The organism is Flavobacterium sp. XN-5 (genome assembly GCF_008033395.2).
Lineage (GTDB): Bacteria > Bacteroidota > Bacteroidia > Flavobacteriales > Flavobacteriaceae > Flavobacterium > Flavobacterium hiemivividum.
Genome location: NZ_VOGZ02000001.1, coordinates 620,606 through 638,388, shown reverse-complemented (window position 1 = coordinate 638,388; position 17,783 = coordinate 620,606). Strand labels below are relative to the sequence as shown.

Here is a 17,783-nt window from a genome sequence, read left to right as displayed (position 1 = left end):
TATGGATTTAAAAGAAATTCAGAACCTAATCAAATTTGTAGCAAATTCGGGAGTTGCAGAAGTTAAATTGGAAATGGATGATGTTAAAATCACCATTAGAACAACAATAGAAGGCAGTACAACAGAAACTACGTATGTACAGCAAATGCCAGCTCACAACCAACTTCAACAAGCAATGCCTATTCAAAACGTTGCGCCAGTTGCAGCTGCGGTAGAGGCTTCTGCAGTAGAAGAAAACAAATACATTACTATAAAATCTCCAATTATTGGAACTTTTTATAGAAAACCATCTCCAGACAAAGCGATGTTTGTTGAAGTAGGAACTACTATTTCAAAAGGAGATGTTCTATGTGTAATTGAAGCAATGAAATTATTCAATGAAATTGAATCTGAAGTTTCTGGTAAAATTGTAAAAATATTGGTTGATGACATGTCACCAGTAGAATTTGACCAACCTTTATTCTTAGTTGATCCATCTTAATTAATTATAAATTATGAATTATAAATTGTAAGCTGATTCTCAATCAACTCATAATTTTAAAAAACTCATAACTCATAACTCATAACTCAAAATAGATGTTTAAAAAAATATTAATTGCAAATAGAGGAGAAATTGCGCTTCGCGTAATTAGAACTTGTAAAGAAATGGGCATTAAAACGGTGGCTGTTTACTCTACTGCTGATGTAGAAAGTTTGCACGTTAGGTTTGCTGATGAAGCTGTTTGTATAGGACCGCCTCCCAGTAACTTGTCCTATTTGAAAATGTCAAATATTATTGCCGCTGCAGAAATTACAAATGCAGATGCGATACATCCTGGTTACGGCTTTCTTTCTGAAAATTCAAAATTTTCTAAAATTTGTCAAGAGCACGGTATTAAGTTTATTGGAGCTTCGCCAGAAATGATTGATAGAATGGGTGATAAAGCCTCTGCTAAAGCTACAATGATTGAAGCTGGAGTGCCTTGTGTTCCTGGATCTGTTGGAATTTTGGAATCTTACGAACAAGCTTTAGAGCTTTCTAGAGAGTTTGGTTTTCCAGTTATGTTAAAAGCTACTGCCGGTGGTGGTGGAAAAGGTATGCGTGCCGTTTGGAAAGAAGAAGAATTACATAAAGCATGGGAAAGTGCGCGTCAGGAATCTGCTGCTGCTTTTGGAAATGACGGAATGTATCTTGAAAAATTAATCGAAGAGCCTCGTCATATTGAAATCCAAATTATTGGTGATTCTTATGGAAAAGCATGTCACCTTTCTGAAAGAGACTGTTCAGTACAAAGACGTCATCAAAAATTGACTGAAGAAACGCCTTCTCCATTTATGACAGACGAATTGCGCATGAAAATGGGTGATGCGGCGGTAAAAGCAGCTGAATATATTAAGTATGAAGGTGCTGGAACTGTAGAGTTCTTGGTTGACAAACACCGTAATTTCTATTTCATGGAAATGAATACTCGTATTCAGGTAGAGCATCCTATTACAGAACAAGTAATTGACTATGATTTAATTCGTGAGCAAATATTAGTTGCTGCCGGAGTGCCTATTTCGGGTAAAAATTATTTGCCTCAATTGCATGCAATTGAATGTCGTATTAATGCTGAAGATCCTTATAATGATTTTAGACCTTCTCCAGGAAAAATTACGACACTTCATACGCCAGGAGGGCACGGAGTTCGCTTAGATACTCATGTGTATTCAGGATATACGATTCCGCCAAATTATGACTCTATGATCGCTAAGATAATTACTACTGCTCAAACTAGAGAAGAAGCAATTAGTAAAATGAGAAGAGCATTAGATGAATTTGTGATTGAAGGAATTAAAACTACAATACCTTTTCATAGACAGTTAATGGATGATCCGCGCTACATTGCTGGAGATTATACAACTGCTTTTATGGATACCTTTAAAATGATTTCTCCGGAATAATTTATTTATTCTTTTTATTATAACTAAGTCGCACCTATGTGCGACTTTTTTTATGGTTTTATTTTTGGGATAGTGTATAAAAATGACACACTTATTGTAGTCAGTACACACAAGTATACGCTGTTTACAAGATTAGTTATTTTGTTAATTAACAAGTTGTCAGAGAGTTGATGAATGGGGTCTATTAAAAAACGTAGTGGCATAATAATTTCATTGTCTGATGTAGAAAACAGTAATTAAATATCTAAAATAAACAAACTATGAAAAAATTAATTTTATCCGCAGCAATCGTATTAGGAAGTTTAACAACAATGTCTGCACAAGCGCAAGAAGAAACGAAAGAAGCAACAACTACTGAGCAAACGGCTCTTGCTACTGATGCTTACACTGAAATAAAAAAGGAAGAGTTGCCAGCAGCAATTACTGAAGCATTAAAAAAAGCGTATCCAGAAGCTGTTGTTTCAAAGGCTTATATAAACGAGAAAAAAGAATATAAACTAGATGTTAACGTAGGTGAAAAAGCAGGTTCTTTATTTGCTGATGGAAACGGAAACTGGATTCAAAAATAAATAGCTACCACAATTTTAAATCAATTAAAAATATACTATCATGAAAAAATTAATTTTATCCGCAGCAATCGTATTAGGAAGTCTAACAACAATGTCTGCACAAGTAGAAGAAGAAACGAAAGAAGCAACAACTACTGAGCAAACGGCTCCTGCTACTGATGTTTACACTGAAATAAAAATGGAAGAGTTGCCGGCAGCAATTACTGAAGCATTAAAAAAAGCGTATCCAGAAGCTGTTGTTTCAAAGGCCTATATAAACGAGAAAAAAGAATATAAACTAGACGTTACCGTAGGTGAAAAAACAGGTTCTTTATTTGCTGATGCAAATGGAAACTGGATTCAAAAATAAATATCCAGCACAATTTTACAACAATTAAAAATATACTATCATGAAAAAATTAATTTTATCCGCAGCAATCGTATTAGGAAGTCTAACAACAATGTCTGCACAAGTACAAGAAGAAACGAAAGAAGCAACAACTACTGAGCAAACGACTCCTGCTACTGATGCTTACACTGAAATAAAAATGGAAGAATTGCCAGCAGCAATTACTGAAGCATTAAAGAAAGCGTATCCAGAGGCTGTTGTTTCAAAGGCTTATATAAACGACAAAAAAGAATATAAACTAGACGTTACAGTAGGTGAAAAAGTAGGTTCTTTATTTGCTGATGCAAATGGAAACTGGATCCAAAAATAAAATAAGTTTAAGTTTTCGTTCAAAAAAAGTGGCTGTATTTACAGCCACTTTTTTTGCATAATTTTATGAAAATACAATAATATATGACTTAATTTAGCGTAAAAAGCTCCCAGACTCATGCCAAAGATTTTAATAATTGAAGATGATATTTCGTTTTGTAAACTGTTAGATAAATTCCTAACCAAAAGCAGTTACGAAGTAACCACTTCTTTCTCTGCGACCGATGCTCGATTACTTTTACAAAAGGGGACTTTTGATTTGATTTTGACTGATTTACGATTGCCAGATGCTGATGGGATTGAGTTGTTGACTGAATTTAAAGCTCTTAATTCACATATTCCCATTGTTTTAATGACGGGTTATTCTGACGTGAATACTGCTGTTAAGGCTATTAAAAATGGAGCATCGGATTATATTTCGAAACCATTTAACCCTGATGAAGTCTTATTGGTGATTACTAATGCAATGGAAACTTTCGAAAATAAACCTAATAGGAGTAAAGCAAGTGATTCTAATTCAAAAAAAACAACTGGCTCAGATTATATTCAAGGGATTTCTAATGCTTCCAAAAAATTAGCAGAGCACATTCAGCTGGTCAGTCCTACTGATATGTCGGTTCTAATTATTGGCGAAAGCGGAACAGGAAAAGAAATTATAGCTAAGAGTATTCATCAAAAAAGCAATCGAAAGGGAACTAATTTTATAGCCGTTGATTGTGGGGCTATTCCAAAAGAGTTGGCTGCAAGTGAATTTTTCGGACATTTAAAAGGCTCGTTTACTGGAGCAATTTCTGATAAAATTGGGTATTTTGAAGCGGCCAATGGCGGAACAATATTTTTGGACGAAATAGGGAATTTATCTTATGAAAACCAAATTCAGCTGTTGCGTGCGTTGCAAGAGCGAAAGATAAAACCTGTAGGTAGTAATAAAGAAATCCAAGTAGATATTAGAATTATTACTGCTACTAATGAAGATTTGCGCGAAGCAGTTAAGAATGGTAGTTTTAGAGAAGATTTATACCATAGAATTAATGAGTTTTCTATACATTCTCCATCACTTTCTGATCGTACCGAAGATTTAATGATTTTTGCAGAATTCTTTTTAGATAAAGCAAACGTGCAATTACAGAAAGATGTTATAGGTTTCTCTAGCGAAGTTGTGACTATTTTTCAAAACTATCCTTGGCCCGGAAACCTTCGTGAAATGCAAAACTGCATTAAGCGTTCTACACTTTTGACACAAGGAGATTTTATAGAAAGTAATGTTTTACCAGCGGAGTTTTTTCAAAATAATAAAAGTACGACTAATGATTTTTCGCTGTCTGAAAATGAAAAAGAGGCGATTGTTTATGCTTTGGGTAAAACGCAAAACAATAAATCTGAGGCGGCTAAACTGTTGAAAATCACTCGTAAAACGCTGTATAATAAGCTCAAATTATACGATATCAATTAGATTGCTTTCTTGATTTCTACAAAAAGCACCGATATTTTCGATTTGAGATCGGATAAATACCCTTTTAATTGAGTTGAATTAAAATTTTGTGATTCAAGCTGCGTTAAAATGAGTGCGACATCTGTTGCTTCAATTTGCTTGAAGATTGGTGCCATTTTATGAGCAACTTCTTTTATTTTTTGCAGCTCTAGTTTCTCAATATTATTTTCTAATTCTATAATGTTAGCGTCTGTAGAATGTATAAGGGATTCTATTATGTTTTTTACTGCTTCGGCATCATTATTTAAAAATAAATGTAGAGACGCTAAAGAAAATAGTCTTTCATGTGTTTTGAAAATTGTTTTATCTTGTATTGGAAGTGAAGTTTTAGAGAAAATCGCGTCAATAGTTTCTAGAAGAATGTTAGGTGTAAATGGCTTATTTAGTACTACAGTAAAACCTGCTTTTTTATAGGTTTCATCACTTAGGTCTGTTCGTCCAGTAACGGCAATTATAGGTTGGTTTTTATAATTATTATTCTCTTTCCCCTGAATGGCTTTTACGAATTCAAATCCATCCATTATGGGCATTTGTATGTCAGTAATTAGTAAATCAAACTCGTTTATGCGGATTTCATCTAATGCTTCTTGTGCATTAGAAAAGGAAAGCACAGTATGATGTTGTTTAAGAACTTCGGTTGTTAATTGAAGTAAATTAGCATCGTCATCAATTGCAACAATGGTTTTGTTTTTTTGTATTGGAATGTAAATCATTGGAGCCGCTATACGTTCGTCGATTGATTTGGCAAAAGTAACTGGTAATTTAATCTCAAAACAACTTCCTTTTTCAGAGCTTTCCTTTAAGTACAATTCGCCGCCTAATAGTGCGATAATTTTTTTCGAAATTGATAATCCTAAACCAGTTCCACCAAATGTTTTTTCAATCGATTCATTTGCTTGAGTAAATTCTTCGAAAATTAAGTTCTGACTTGCTTTTTCTATTCCAATTCCAGAATCTGTAATGCTGATAAAAACAATATTTTTTGTTACATCTACTGTCGCGTTTATAGCTATGAATCCTTGTTGTGTAAATTTATAGGCATTTCCTATAATATTAATTATAACCTGCTTCAATCGAAACTCATCACCTATGACGGATTGATTTAGCTTTTCGTCAATTGTAATTAAGAGATCAATATTCTTTTGTTGGTGTACCGTTTGTATGTTTTTGGCTACCTCATTAATTGTTTCCTTTAATGAAAAAGGAGATTTTTCGATTTTGATTTTCCCTGCTTCAAGTTGTGAAAAATCTAATAAATCCTTTACTAATCTAGAAATGTAATCCGATGCGTTTTTAATATTGTTAGTAAAATAAGATTGTTTGCTTGTTAAGCCAGAATTACTTAGTAATTCAGCATAACCGGCAAGCGTACTAAGTGGCGTTTTTAAGTCGTGACTTACCGTAGAAATGAGTTGTTCTCTGCTTTTAAGTAAGTTTCGGGTTTTAAAGTTTGCAATCTCTAATTGTTTTTTATACAATTGCGTTTTAGAAAAATCGCTAGTAATTAGTATCGAAAAAAACACGGTGAGTAATAATCCTACGATAGCCGCTGCAGAAACTATTTGATTGATTCTTTTGAGTGATTTTTCTCTTTCGTTATTGTTTTTTAAAGAGTGAACGATGATTTCTCGCTCTATTATATGAAGTACTTTTCTAAGCTGATCTGATATTAGAATTTCGTTGTTGATTAGTTTTTTTTCTTGAATTGCTAAAGATGCTTTTTTCTTTTCAGTTTCTATTTTTACATCATTTAATAATCTTTTAGACGCAGATAAAATAGAATCAGATGCTTTTTTTGTTAAGGTGTTTGAGCTATCATCAGGGATGTTTTGATTGAGATAATCAACGTAATTTTGCAATACATTATATTGGTATTTACTTAGGTTCTCAGGTCGTGAATGAAAATCTTGTAATTTTAATTTGCGTAAAGAGTTCTCTAATATGCTTAATTCCTGTATGGCATTTTTTACAGATGCCTCGTCTGTTGTTTTATTTTTAATTTGCCTGAGCTGCCTTATGTTATTAGTTTTTTCCGAAAGTAAAACGGTAACGCTGTCGAGCAATTTAGTCTGATAGGTACTGGACACGACTTTTTTTAGTAAATCGAGTCGAATTTGCAGTGAATCCGTTTTTAGTAGATAGGTTTTAAAATCATCTTCTGAATTGGATTGAATTGTTTTTCGAGCTAAGCTTTCCGTTTCGTAAACATTTGAAAATAGTTTGCTGATTTTTAAAACCTTATTTTCTTCGAAGTCAATTTCGCTTTCAATTTTAGAATAGATCTTGTTTTCAGTATATAAAATCCACCCCACACTAACCACAAGCATCGCTAGAGCGATGTAGCTTATAAATACTTTTACGGGAATATTACTGTTTTTATTTCCCATTTTTTAGAATTAATGTGGGGCGAATTTAGATATTTTATATTCTTTAATTAATAAAAGAATGTCCTAGTGTAGTTTAAACTCTCGAATCGCTCTATCTTGTAATGAGTAAGATATTGGTTTTTCGGTTTTAGAATAACATAGGACAAAAAATTGTGTGCGTTTTAGGCGCCGTTCGATTGTGAAATTACACGCCTAGCTTTTTAGCAATATCAGCTGGAATTCCAGCTTTATTTACCATAAACGCGGTGGTCTTGTATTTTACATAGTTTTTACTTACATAAAGGTATCCTTTGTAGTCGTTAGTTGTTCCCCAAGAGTTTTTTACCACATAGTATTCTTTTCCTGTTTGATCCTTTGCAAGACCTACAATGTGCATAGCATGATCATCTGTAGTTTGATAATTATCGAATGCTTTTTGACGTAATTCAGGAGTAATTTCTAATTCTGGTTTTGGACCATTAAACATATTTTCTTTCTCAGCTGCAGTCATATCATCGATGTTTTTCGCAGGAACGTAAGCTACACCATTTTTCCAGCTAAAGCTTTTTTCACTTACATCAGATGCCCAGGCAACGGTAAATCCATTCTTTAATGCATTGTCAATAATATTTGTCATATCATTTAACTGCACATTATAGATTAGGTCGAAAGACCAATTATCAGGAACCATCAACATCGATTTTGCATAATAAGGAGAATCTGTGAACGAAGAAATCTCGATGTAATCAGCAGGATTTATTCCTACTACTTCTTTTGCAAATGTGTGTGGAGTATAATTTTTTCCTTTGTAGTTAAACGACTCCGGAACTTGTCCTAAGTAAGAATCGATTACAGCAGTATATGCTTTTTCCCAATTTGGTGTCAACTCTCCGTTTGGATTTTTTACAGTTGCGGCCAATACACCTTCCATAAGAGCTCCCATTTCGGCAAACTTATTTTTAGACGTTCCGTAATTTAATCCAGTGTAAAGCTCTTGTGGTAAGGCTCCGTATTTAGCATACATATTGATTACATCATGCAAAGCACCACCGTCGCCTAGAGTTACTGCTCCATGCATACGTACATAATTTTTCCCTTTTTCGATATAAACATTACGAGCTGAATAAATTTGAGATAACTCAACGGGTTGCTTTCCGAGGCGGATCATTTCTGATTCCAAATAAGAATTGGTGCAATAACTCCAGCAAGTTCCTGAGGAACCTTGGTTTTTTATCGAAGTATTCGCTAGGTCGATTATTTCTGTGAATTTGAAGCTTTCTTTGCTTTTTTCGCTTGCATTAATTTTTAGGGAATTGACAAGGCCATCTTGTGCCGAAATACTGTTTATGCCTAATAGGAAAGTCGAGGCAATAAAAAGACTTTTAATTGGAGATTTGTACATGTTCTATTATTTGAATTTTAATGTTGGTATGCAAAACAACAAAATTGTTACTTGCTAATTTTAGTTTGAAAAAATAGTGATAGTTTTACAATGTTTCTTTAAGCCATTTGAAGAATTCTTTTTGCCAAACTTGGGCATTTTGTGGTTTTAAAACCCAATGGTTTTCTTCAGGGAAATAAAGGAATCTACTTTTTATACCACGCAATTGTGCTGCTTGAAAAGCTTCTTGTCCTTGTCCTATTGGCACACGGAAATCCTTTCCACCTTGGATAATCAGGATTGGCGAGTTCCATTTATCTACTAGATTAATGGGATTGAATGTAGTGTAGGTTTTTTGTGCTGCAATATTATCTTTTTCCCAGTAAGCACCACCAAAATCCCAGTTGCTAAAGAAAACTTCCTCAGTTGTACCAAACATGCTTTGGGTGTTAAATACACCGTCATGAGCAATGAAAGTTTTGAATCGGTTGTTGTGAATTCCGGCTAAATAGAATGCCGAATATCCACCATAGCTCGCTCCAACGCAGCCTAAACGGTCTTTGTCAACATAGCTTTCTTTAGCGACATCATCAATCGCCGAAAGATAATCGTCCATTACCTGTCCGCCCCAATCTTTACTAATTTGTTCATTCCATTCCACTCCATGTCCTGGCATTCCACGACGATTTGGTGCTACGACTATATATCCATTTGCAGCCATCAACTGAAAATTCCAACGGAAAGAATAGAATTGTGTCAAGGCGCTTTGCGGCCCTCCTTGGCAATATAAAAGTGTTGGGTATTTTTTTGTAGCGTCAAAATTAGGAGGGAGAATAACCCAAACTAACATTTTTTTGCCGTCAGTTGTGGTCACATATCTTTTTTCGGTTTTGCTTAACGCCAAGGAATCATAAGTTTCCTTATTTACATTTGTGATTTGTTTCCAAGTGTTTTTCTTTAGATCCAAGGAATAAATCTCCGAAGCATGGTTCATATCGCCTCTGGTAACAATAATACTATTCCCTGCAAATCCAACTAAGTCATTGATGTCAAAATCGCCTTTGGTAAGCTGTTGAACTTGAACAGCAATTCTAGTACGACCAGGGAAATTGACTTCAAAAAGTTGTTTTGTACCATCGACTGCAGCTGCAAAGTAGATTTTTTTACCGTCTTTACTCCATAAATAGCTGTCCACTGTACCGTCCCAGGCTGCCGTTAAATTTATTTTCGCACCATTGTAATCAACTATGATGTCGTTTTTATCGGCTTCATATCCATCACGTTTCATCTGCAGCCAAGTCAAGTGACCAGCAGGAGAAAATTGAGGAGCCATATCGTAACCAAGATTTTCTTCAGTTCTATTAGTAGTAAGTCCAGTTTCTAGACTGTATTCAAAAATATTGGTGTTAGTCGAAACAGCATACTGAGTTCCAGATTTTTTCTTACTAACATAAATAATTTTTTTACTGTCTGGCGACCAGATGTAATCTTCATCACCACCGAAAGGTTTTTGCGGACTGTCAAATTGTTCATTCCCCATTATGTCAGTTCCTACTGCATCTTCACGGTTTTCTTTATAATGGACGTGGTTGTATTTTCCCTCGTTCCAAGTGTCCCAATGGCGGTAGTCTAAGCCATCGTAGATTTGAACTTCTGATTTTTCCAAATTAGGATAGAAATCTTTTCCATGAACCTTGCTGATCTTCACTTCTTCGCTATAGACAATATATTTTCCGTCAGGCGAAATATTTTTATCTTTTAATAAGTCTTTTGTTTCTTTAACTTCAGTCGGATTTCCACCAGTTACTGGAACGATATAGAATTTTGAACTAGATTTATTTTCTTCGATAGAAGGCGTAGTCACCTTGTAAACTACATTTTTAGTGTCCTTAGAAATACCAAGGGCGCTCACTCGGCCTAATTTCCATAGGGTTTCGGGAGTCATTACGTTCTGGGCCATGGCGCTTAAGCTCATCATTGTTAGGGTTGTAAGAAGTATTTTTTTCATAAATTATTTGCTAAAATTTAAGCTTCTAAATTACAATAATAATCTAAATACAGCCAAAGGATTATGTTAACTCTTTTCAATAATCACTAGAGTAATAAAGAGTGTTTCATGGCCGTTTACTTGACTAAAAATATTATTTTTATAAAAATTATTCAGATGCAGCTTAGTTATTGGGAATTAAAAAATTGGTTTACAAAAGTAGATTATACGGTCGTAGGAAGCGGAATTGTAGGGTTACATACTGCTTTGCGCTTGCGCGAAAAGTACCCGGAAAGTAAAATACTAGTACTAGAAAAAGGAATGTTGCCACATGGAGCGAGCACTAAAAATGCTGGTTTTGCTTGTTTTGGAAGTATTTCTGAGATTATTGACGACTTAAAATCCCATTCAGAGGAAGAGGTTTTTCAATTGGTGACCAAACGTTGGGAAGGACTTCGACTTTTGCGGAAACGCCTTGGAGACAAAGCGATAGATTTCAAACCTTACGGCGGATATGAATTGTTTTTAAACGAAGATGAAAGTTGTTATACCGAGTGTGTAAATAAATTACCGTTTATTAATGAGATTCTAAAACCTCTTTTTAGATCGGATGTGTTTGCCAAAGAAATAGATCGTTTTGGTTTTAAGGGTGTTCGGGAACATTTGATTTTTAATCCATTCGAAGCTCAAATTGATACTGGAAATATGATGCAAGAGTTGTTGCGACAAGCTATTTCTAGTAATATATTGATTTTAAATCAGCAAACGGTTACCGCTTTTTTAGACAAAGGAGAAGATGTGGAAGTGGTTTTAAATGATTTTAGCTTTTTGTCTAAAAAGGTTTTGTTTGCCACTAATGGTTTTTCAGGTAAATTGACGGATGGAGCAGTAAAGCCCGCCAGAGCACAAGTTTTAATTACGGAGCCTATTGAAAATTTAGATATAAAAGGAACATTTCATTTAGATCGAGGATATTATTATTTTAGAAATATCGGAGATCGAATCTTATTGGGAGGTGGTAGAAACCTTGATTTCGACGCAGAAACAACTACTGAATTTGCGCAAACAGAAATAGTGCAAAATAAATTGGAACAATTATTAAAAGAAGTAATTTTGCCCAATCAAAAGTTTGAGATTGCCCATCGCTGGAGCGGTATTATGGGTATTGGCAATAGCAAGAATCCTATCGTTTCTCAATTATCAGAAAATGTGTATTGCGGAGTACGATTAGGGGGAATGGGAGTGGCAATAGGAAGTTTAATAGGAACAGAATTAGCAGATTTAGTATAATGGCAACACGAATAACACAAAAGAAAACCGCTAAAAAACCGGTAAAAAAACAATCTAGGAGCTTTATGAGTATTTTAAGTCGGTTTTTGTTTAAAATGATGTTGTGGTTCTTTGGGATCTCTTTGTTTTTTGTGGTATTTTATAAATTTGTTCCCGTTGTGTTCACGCCTTTAATGGTGGTGCGAAGTATTGAAAATATCTCTGCCGGCAAAGAAAATTCATTTAGTCATGACTGGGAACCTATCGAGAATATTTCGATGAACTTGCAAAAAGCTGTTGTTGCTAGTGAAGACGGCACCTTTTTACTTCACAATGGTTTTGATTTTAAGGCGATGCAAAAAGCATACAAAGGCAATGAACGAGGTCGAAAAATAAAAGGCGGAAGCACGATATCGCAACAAACAGCGAAAAATGTTTTCTTATGGCAAGGACGCAGTTACTTGCGCAAAGGATTAGAAGCTTATTTCACTGTTCTTATTGAGGTAATCTGGGGTAAAGAACGTATCATGGAAGTGTATTTGAACAGTATCGAAATGGGAACGGGTATTTATGGCGCTCAAGCGGCGGCTGAACATTGGTATAGAAAAGATGCCAAAAATCTTACGCCTATCCAAGCGGCTGGTATAGCTGCTATTTTACCTAATCCTAGAAAATTTACTGCCACGAGTTCGTCGTCATACATCAATAATAGAAAGACAAAAATAATGCGCGTTATGCGAACTGTAGGGAAAATTGAATATTAAAACGTGACAAAAAGGACTTATATTATTTTCTTATTTATGGTTGCTACTTTTGTTTTTGGGCAAAGTAGGACAAGAGAAATAGGTCTAATAACTGAAAACGATTTATATACTTCTTCAAAGAATGATAAGTATTATACGAATGGTATTGAACTTTTCTATCGGTTTCTACTTAAGAATACTGACGAGAAAGTACGAAAAAAGGTTATTGAGTTAAAAATGGGTCAATACATCTATAATCCTAAATTTATAAATAAGGGAGCTGTAGCGGTAATTGACCGGCCTTTTGCAGGTTACCTTTTTGGGGGTGTAGGCAAAAGTTTGTTTTTCCAAAATGAATCAGTTTTTAAAGGCGGCTTAGTATTGGGCGTTGTGGGAAATAAATCATTTGCGGAAGAAACACAAAGAAGTTTTCACAAATTCTTTAAATATAAGCCTGTCTTTGGTTGGGAAACTCAAGTTGCAAATAGTGTGGCTGTTCAAACTCATTTCATGTTTGCTAAGAAGTTGTTCGTTAGAAAGGAAAGCAATTATGTCGATTTTAATTTTCAATCTGAAGCCGATTTAGGAACAGTGTTTACAGGTTTTTCTGCTGGTTTTTTGTCTCGAATAGGTTTCGAAAAATTAGTTCCTATTTATGACTCTAATATGTATGGAGCCTCAGTTAGTAGTGAGTCTCGGAAACTGGAGCCAGAGTTTTATTTTTATATTGCTCCCAGTATTAGATATCAGGTTTATGATGCCACAATTCAAGGCGGTTTAATTAATGATAATAGTCCAGTGACTTTTGATTTGATTCCCATTCGGTTCAATGGAGAGGCGGGTTTTAAATTTCGAAAAGACAACCTTAACCTTTCCTACGCTTTTGTCTACCGAAGTAAAGAGCTACATAATAAAATAAATACAGGCTATTTTTATGGGTCTATATTGGTTTCCTATTTATTGAAATAATGTGGTAGTGATAGTAGTTGATTTGGATTCAGCTACTTAAAAATCAACTGATTTTCTTATTTTTATCCTTTTAAAAAGAATTACATGGCAATAGAAAACATACCTGAGATTTTTTTTCAGAACAATAATATGCCAAGCGACATATTTGTTTATGATTTCAAAATGGTTAGCGATGTCGTAAAAAGTAAAGTCAATTTGAGTATGAATATGTTTAGCTTTTTACAAGTGGGTAAAAAGCAAGTTCATTTTGCCGGCAATTCTGTGGCGGTAAACAGTAAACAATCGTTGCTTTTAAAAAAGGGAAATTGGTTGTGGACAGAATTACTCGATACACAAGCTATTTACTATTGTAAGCTTTTCTTTTTTTCAGAGAAAAAACTAACGGACTTTTTAAGTAAATACACGAATAACGTGAAACCTTATAAGGAAGAGGTTCCGTATTTTGTGATTGAAAACGATGATTATATCGCTGCGTTTATCAACTCGCTGTCGTCTGATACTTTTTCAAATCACAGTTATAGTGACGCTTTACTAGTCTTGAAATTTGAAGAAATTATGCTGTATTTACTAAACAAATACGGAAATGAGTTTGAATATTATTTACATTCTTTAATATCAAAAGAGCTGTCGCCCTTTAAAAATATAGTGGAAAGCAATGTGCATTCTAATTTAAAATTAGAGGAAATTGCGTTTTTATGTAACATGAGTCTATCGACTTTCAAACGTCATTTTACTTCCGAGTACAATGAAGCTCCTGGGAAATGGTTGCAAGACAAACGACTACAAAAAGCCAAAGAGCTGCTTCAAGCGGGTGATTTAAAAGCGTCTGATATTTATTTAGATATTGGTTATAACAACCTGTCTAACTTTAGTGTAGCCTTTAAAAACAAATTTGGAATTAGTCCAACAGAAGTGTCTAATTAGACAGCAAATTAATTAAAGCACTGATTTTAAGGTAAATATTACTCATGTATTGGCTTATTTTTTGTACTATAATTATATTGAACGTTTTTCATAAGTTATTGAACTGAATCAATAACTTGTTAAGGGAACTCCCGCCATACATTTGCAGTGTAATTAATAAGAAGCAATTCTTTTGAGATTACATCAAAATAATTTAAAAATTAAATATATAATTATGGCAAATGTAACTAAACCTGTATTCAAAGAAAGATACGGGAATTTTATTGGCGGTAAATTCGTAGCTCCTGTAAAAGGACAATATTTTGACAACGTATCTCCAGTAGACGGAAAAGTATTTACTCAAGCAGCTCGTTCTACACAAGAAGATATAGACCTAGCTTTAGATGCAGCTCATGAAGCATTCCCAACTTGGAGTGTAACTTCAGCAACTGAACGTAGCAATATGTTGTTGAAAATTGCTCAAGTAATGGAAGATAACTTCGAATACTTAGCAACCTTAGAAACTATTGATAACGGTAAACCAATCCGTGAGTCAAGAGCAGCAGATATCCCTTATTGTATTGATCACTTCCGTTATTTTGCTGGAGTTATCCGTGCAGACGAAGGAAGTATCTCTGAGCATGACAAAAACACAGTAAGTATCGTTTTACACGAACCTATTGGAGTAGTTGGTGAAATTATTCCTTGGAACTTCCCAATGTTAATGTTAGCTTGGAAAATTGCTCCAGCTTTAGCAGCAGGCTGTACTGCAGTTGTTAAACCAGCAGAACAAACTCCTACAAGTGTAATGATGTTAATGGAATTGATCGGTGATATTTTACCTGCAGGTGTATTAAACATTGTAACTGGTTTTGGTGCAGAAGCGGGTGCAGCTTTAGCAACTTCAAACCGTGTAGCTAAACTTTCATTTACTGGTTCTACTGAAACAGGACGTAAAGTTTTACATAATGCAGCTGAAAACATTATTCCAGTAACTATGGAATTAGGTGGGAAATCTCCAAATATTTTCTTCCCATCAGTAGCAGATCAAGACGATGATTTCTACAGTAAAGCTATCGAAGGAGCATTAATGTTTGCTCTAAATCAAGGTGAAATTTGTACAGCTCCAACTCGTATCCTAGTACACGAAGATATCGCTGATGATTTTATCGCTAGAATGCAAGTACGTTTAGGTGCTATCAAAACAGGTAATCCGTTAGATCCTGAAACAATGATTGGTTCTCAAGTTTCTAAACCACAGTACGAAAAAATTCTTAATTATATCAAAATTGGTAAAGAAGAAGGTGCTGAAGTATTAGCTGGTGGTGACGCTGGTAACTACGAAGGTGATATTTCTGAAGGATATTACATCCAACCAACAGTATTGAAAGGAACAAATAACATGCGTGTTTTTCAAGAAGAAATTTTTGGACCAGTTGTAGCCTTAACCACATTTAGTTCTACTGAAGAAGCTATCGCTATTGCAAATGATACTCCTTACGGATTAGGTGCTGGTGTTTGGTCTCGTGACGCTCACGAATTATTCCAAGTTCCACGTGCTATCCAAGCGGGTAGAGTTTGGGTAAACCAATATCATACTTATCCTGCTCACGCTCCTTTTGGTGGTGTGAAAGAATCAGGATTTGGTCGTGAAAACCACAAAATGGCATTAGATCATTACCGTGTTGTAAAAAACATGTTGATCTCTTACGACAAAAAACCAATGGGATTCTTTTAATTGAAACCTATATTTAAAACAATAAAACCCCGGCATTGCTGGGGCTTTATTGTTTTAATCAAATGCAGTTTGTATAAAAGTATAGGGGAAATACTTAGACTTAAGCAACCAATTTTGCTTTAGTTATTCTGTCAACAACTAAAGCAATCGCACCATCTCCAGTAACATTACAGGCAGTACCAAAACTATCCATTGCAATATATAAGGCAATCATCAGTCCAATCATCTCTTCATTGAATCCTAGCATAGATTGCAATATTCCTACTGCTGCCATAATTGCTCCACCAGGAACTCCAGGCGCGGCAACCATTGCAATTCCTAGCATAAATATAAAACCTGCAAAAAGTGTAAAGTCAAACGGTATCCCGTGTAAAATCATTAATGCGATCGCACATGCTGTAATTTTCATAGTACTTCCAGACAGATGTATAGTTGCGCATAATGGTATTACAAATCCAGCAATTTTTTCAGAAACTCCATTTTTTAGCGTTTGCTCTAAGGTAACAGGAATAGTAGCTGCAGACGACTGTGTTCCTAATGCAGTGAAATAAGCAGGCATCATGGTTAGTAACAATTTGAACGGATTCTGTTTTGTAACGATACCAGCAATAGTGTATTGTAGGAGCAATAATATAATGTGTAAGGCAAAAATAACTCCGATAATATTAATAAAAACGGAAAGGATTGAGAATACTTTTCCGCTAAAGGACATGCTGGCAAAAATACCTAATATGAATAGCGGCAATAGAGGAACAATTACATTTTCTATTAATTGCATTATGATCTTCTCAAAATCTTTAACCACTAATTTCAAGCTTGATTTTTCTTGATACGAAAGTCCTAATCCTATTACAAAGGCTAAAACTAGAGAAGTCATAACGTCTAATGCTGGCGGAATGGTAATACTAAAATAAGGAGTTAATTCGGGTACTGAGCTACCAATTTGAGCTACGTCATTAACATGAGAAGCTAAAAGTTCTGGGAATATACCAGACGTGATAAAATAAGTCATAAAGCCCGAGAACAAAGTCGACCCATAGGCAATAGCAGCGGTTATCAATAATAATTTACCTGCGCCTTTTCCTAAATCAGAAATGGCCGGCATGATTAACCCCATGATAATTAAAGGGATGGAGAAGCTTAAAAATTGTCCGAAGAAAGCGTTGAAGGTGGAGAATATTCTGTTGATAGATTCGGGTAAGTACAATCCCAAAACAATACCTAGAACAATGGCGATAAAAACTTTAAAAAGTAAGTTCGAAAATAAATGCTTCATAATATATACAAATTAGTAAAATACGGTAGATGTCTTGTAGTAAGTTATTTTAAGATTGCGAATATACTGCCAATGTTAGGAACAAGCGAGTTATGATTGAGTTTTCTTCAATTATTAATAGTAAAAATGTATTTGGACACTGGATTATAGAATTCTTTATATTTTAAAATAAGTAATTTTTTCTATCGAATGTACTTCATTATCAATTGATTTAGTCGTTAGAATCATTTTGATTTTAAAAAAAGTATTAAGTACTGCTTTAAGCAATTATAAAAATAATTTTTTAGTTTTAAACCAATAATATGCTATATTTGTGCCATAATGGGGGATTAGCTCATTTGGCTAGAGTGCTTGCCTGGCAGGCAAGAGGTGATCGGTTCGAATCCGATATTCTCCACCATCAAGAGAATGAAAGGCTTTGCAATTTCGCAGAGCCTTTTTTTATTTCATCTGCTAAAAGAGTTTTTTAT

At 34.6% G+C, this 17,783-nt stretch carries 15 protein-coding genes and 1 tRNA gene; 12 read left to right on the top strand and 4 right to left on the bottom strand.

All coding sequences use genetic code 11. The annotated features are described in order from the left end of the window. The first annotated feature begins 1 nt into the window (after position 1). The 6 genes from accB to FQU23_RS02835 all read left to right on the top strand — a co-directional run bounded on the left by accB (position 2) and on the right by FQU23_RS02835 (position 4,642). Positions 2 to 481, top strand: a complete 480-nt coding sequence (gene accB / locus FQU23_RS02860; protein WP_147672492.1) for an acetyl-CoA carboxylase biotin carboxyl carrier protein — start codon at positions 2 to 4, stop codon at positions 479 to 481. Positions 482 to 576: 95 nt separating this feature from the next. Further along, a complete protein-coding gene (accC, locus tag FQU23_RS02855; protein WP_147672491.1) occupies positions 577 to 1,923 on the top strand; it encodes an acetyl-CoA carboxylase biotin carboxylase subunit in 1,347 nt (448 codons plus the stop codon). Positions 1,924 to 2,183: 260 nt separating this feature from the next. After that, a complete protein-coding gene (locus tag FQU23_RS02850; RefSeq protein WP_147672490.1) occupies positions 2,184 to 2,492 on the top strand; it encodes a hypothetical protein in 309 nt (102 codons plus the stop codon). A 40-nt stretch (positions 2,493 to 2,532) separates the two neighbouring features. Then, positions 2,533 to 2,841, top strand: coding sequence for a hypothetical protein (locus FQU23_RS02845; RefSeq protein WP_147672489.1), 309 nt, complete (start codon positions 2,533 to 2,535; stop codon positions 2,839 to 2,841). A gap of 40 nt (positions 2,842 to 2,881) precedes the next feature. Then, positions 2,882 to 3,190: a hypothetical protein gene (locus FQU23_RS02840; RefSeq protein WP_147672488.1), complete on the top strand. Its 309-nt coding sequence runs from the start codon at positions 2,882 to 2,884 to the stop codon at positions 3,188 to 3,190. A gap of 117 nt (positions 3,191 to 3,307) precedes the next feature. After that, a complete protein-coding gene (locus tag FQU23_RS02835; protein WP_147672487.1) occupies positions 3,308 to 4,642 on the top strand; it encodes a sigma-54-dependent transcriptional regulator in 1,335 nt (444 codons plus the stop codon). Here FQU23_RS02835 and FQU23_RS02830 read toward each other — a convergent pair. The 3 genes from FQU23_RS02830 to FQU23_RS02820 form a co-directional block, all read right to left on the bottom strand. Continuing rightward, positions 4,639 to 7,068 (bottom strand): hybrid sensor histidine kinase/response regulator, encoded by a 2,430-nt coding sequence (locus tag FQU23_RS02830; RefSeq protein WP_147672486.1) that lies wholly within the window; start codon positions 7,066 to 7,068, stop codon positions 4,639 to 4,641. The genes FQU23_RS02835 and FQU23_RS02830 overlap by 4 nt on opposite strands. A 184-nt stretch (positions 7,069 to 7,252) precedes the next feature. Further along, positions 7,253 to 8,449: an aminopeptidase C gene (locus FQU23_RS02825; protein WP_147672485.1), complete on the bottom strand. Its 1,197-nt coding sequence runs from the start codon at positions 8,447 to 8,449 to the stop codon at positions 7,253 to 7,255. Between the two features lie 85 nt (positions 8,450 to 8,534). Next, on the bottom strand, positions 8,535 to 10,436 hold the full coding sequence (locus tag FQU23_RS02820) for a S9 family peptidase (RefSeq protein ID WP_147672484.1): 1,902 nt from the start codon (positions 10,434 to 10,436) through the stop codon (positions 8,535 to 8,537). Positions 10,437 to 10,592: 156 nt separating this feature from the next. Here FQU23_RS02820 and FQU23_RS02815 point away from each other — a divergent pair, with 156 nt between their 5' ends. The 5 genes from FQU23_RS02815 (at position 10,593) to FQU23_RS02795 (ending at position 16,037) form a co-directional block, all read left to right on the top strand. Continuing rightward, entirely contained in the window at positions 10,593 to 11,705 is a 1,113-nt protein-coding gene (locus tag FQU23_RS02815) for an NAD(P)/FAD-dependent oxidoreductase (protein ID WP_147672483.1), read from the top strand. After that, positions 11,705 to 12,448, top strand: coding sequence for a monofunctional biosynthetic peptidoglycan transglycosylase (gene mtgA, locus FQU23_RS02810; protein WP_147672482.1), 744 nt, complete (start codon positions 11,705 to 11,707; stop codon positions 12,446 to 12,448). Before FQU23_RS02815 ends, mtgA begins: the two co-directional genes overlap by 1 nt. A gap of 3 nt (positions 12,449 to 12,451) precedes the next feature. Continuing rightward, entirely contained in the window at positions 12,452 to 13,396 is a 945-nt protein-coding gene (locus tag FQU23_RS02805; RefSeq protein WP_317165178.1) for a lipid A deacylase LpxR family protein, read from the top strand. Positions 13,397 to 13,480: 84 nt separating this feature from the next. Continuing rightward, positions 13,481 to 14,320, top strand: a complete 840-nt coding sequence (locus FQU23_RS02800) for a helix-turn-helix domain-containing protein (RefSeq protein ID WP_147672481.1) — start codon at positions 13,481 to 13,483, stop codon at positions 14,318 to 14,320. Between the two features lie 214 nt (positions 14,321 to 14,534). Continuing rightward, complete coding sequence (locus FQU23_RS02795) at positions 14,535 to 16,037, top strand: aldehyde dehydrogenase family protein (protein ID WP_147672480.1); 1,503 nt, start codon at positions 14,535 to 14,537, stop codon at positions 16,035 to 16,037. Between the two features lie 100 nt (positions 16,038 to 16,137). Here the strand turns inward: FQU23_RS02795 and FQU23_RS02790 are convergent, their stop codons facing one another. Then, the gene (locus FQU23_RS02790) at positions 16,138 to 17,313 is read right to left on the bottom strand and encodes a dicarboxylate/amino acid:cation symporter (RefSeq protein ID WP_147672479.1); all 1,176 of its coding nucleotides are present in this window, start codon (positions 17,311 to 17,313) and stop codon (positions 16,138 to 16,140) included. A 323-nt stretch (positions 17,314 to 17,636) separates the two neighbouring features. On the opposite strand from FQU23_RS02790, the gene FQU23_RS02785 reads away from it, so the two are divergent. Then, positions 17,637 to 17,713, top strand: a tRNA-Ala gene (locus tag FQU23_RS02785). Positions 17,714 to 17,783 lie beyond the last annotated feature (70 nt).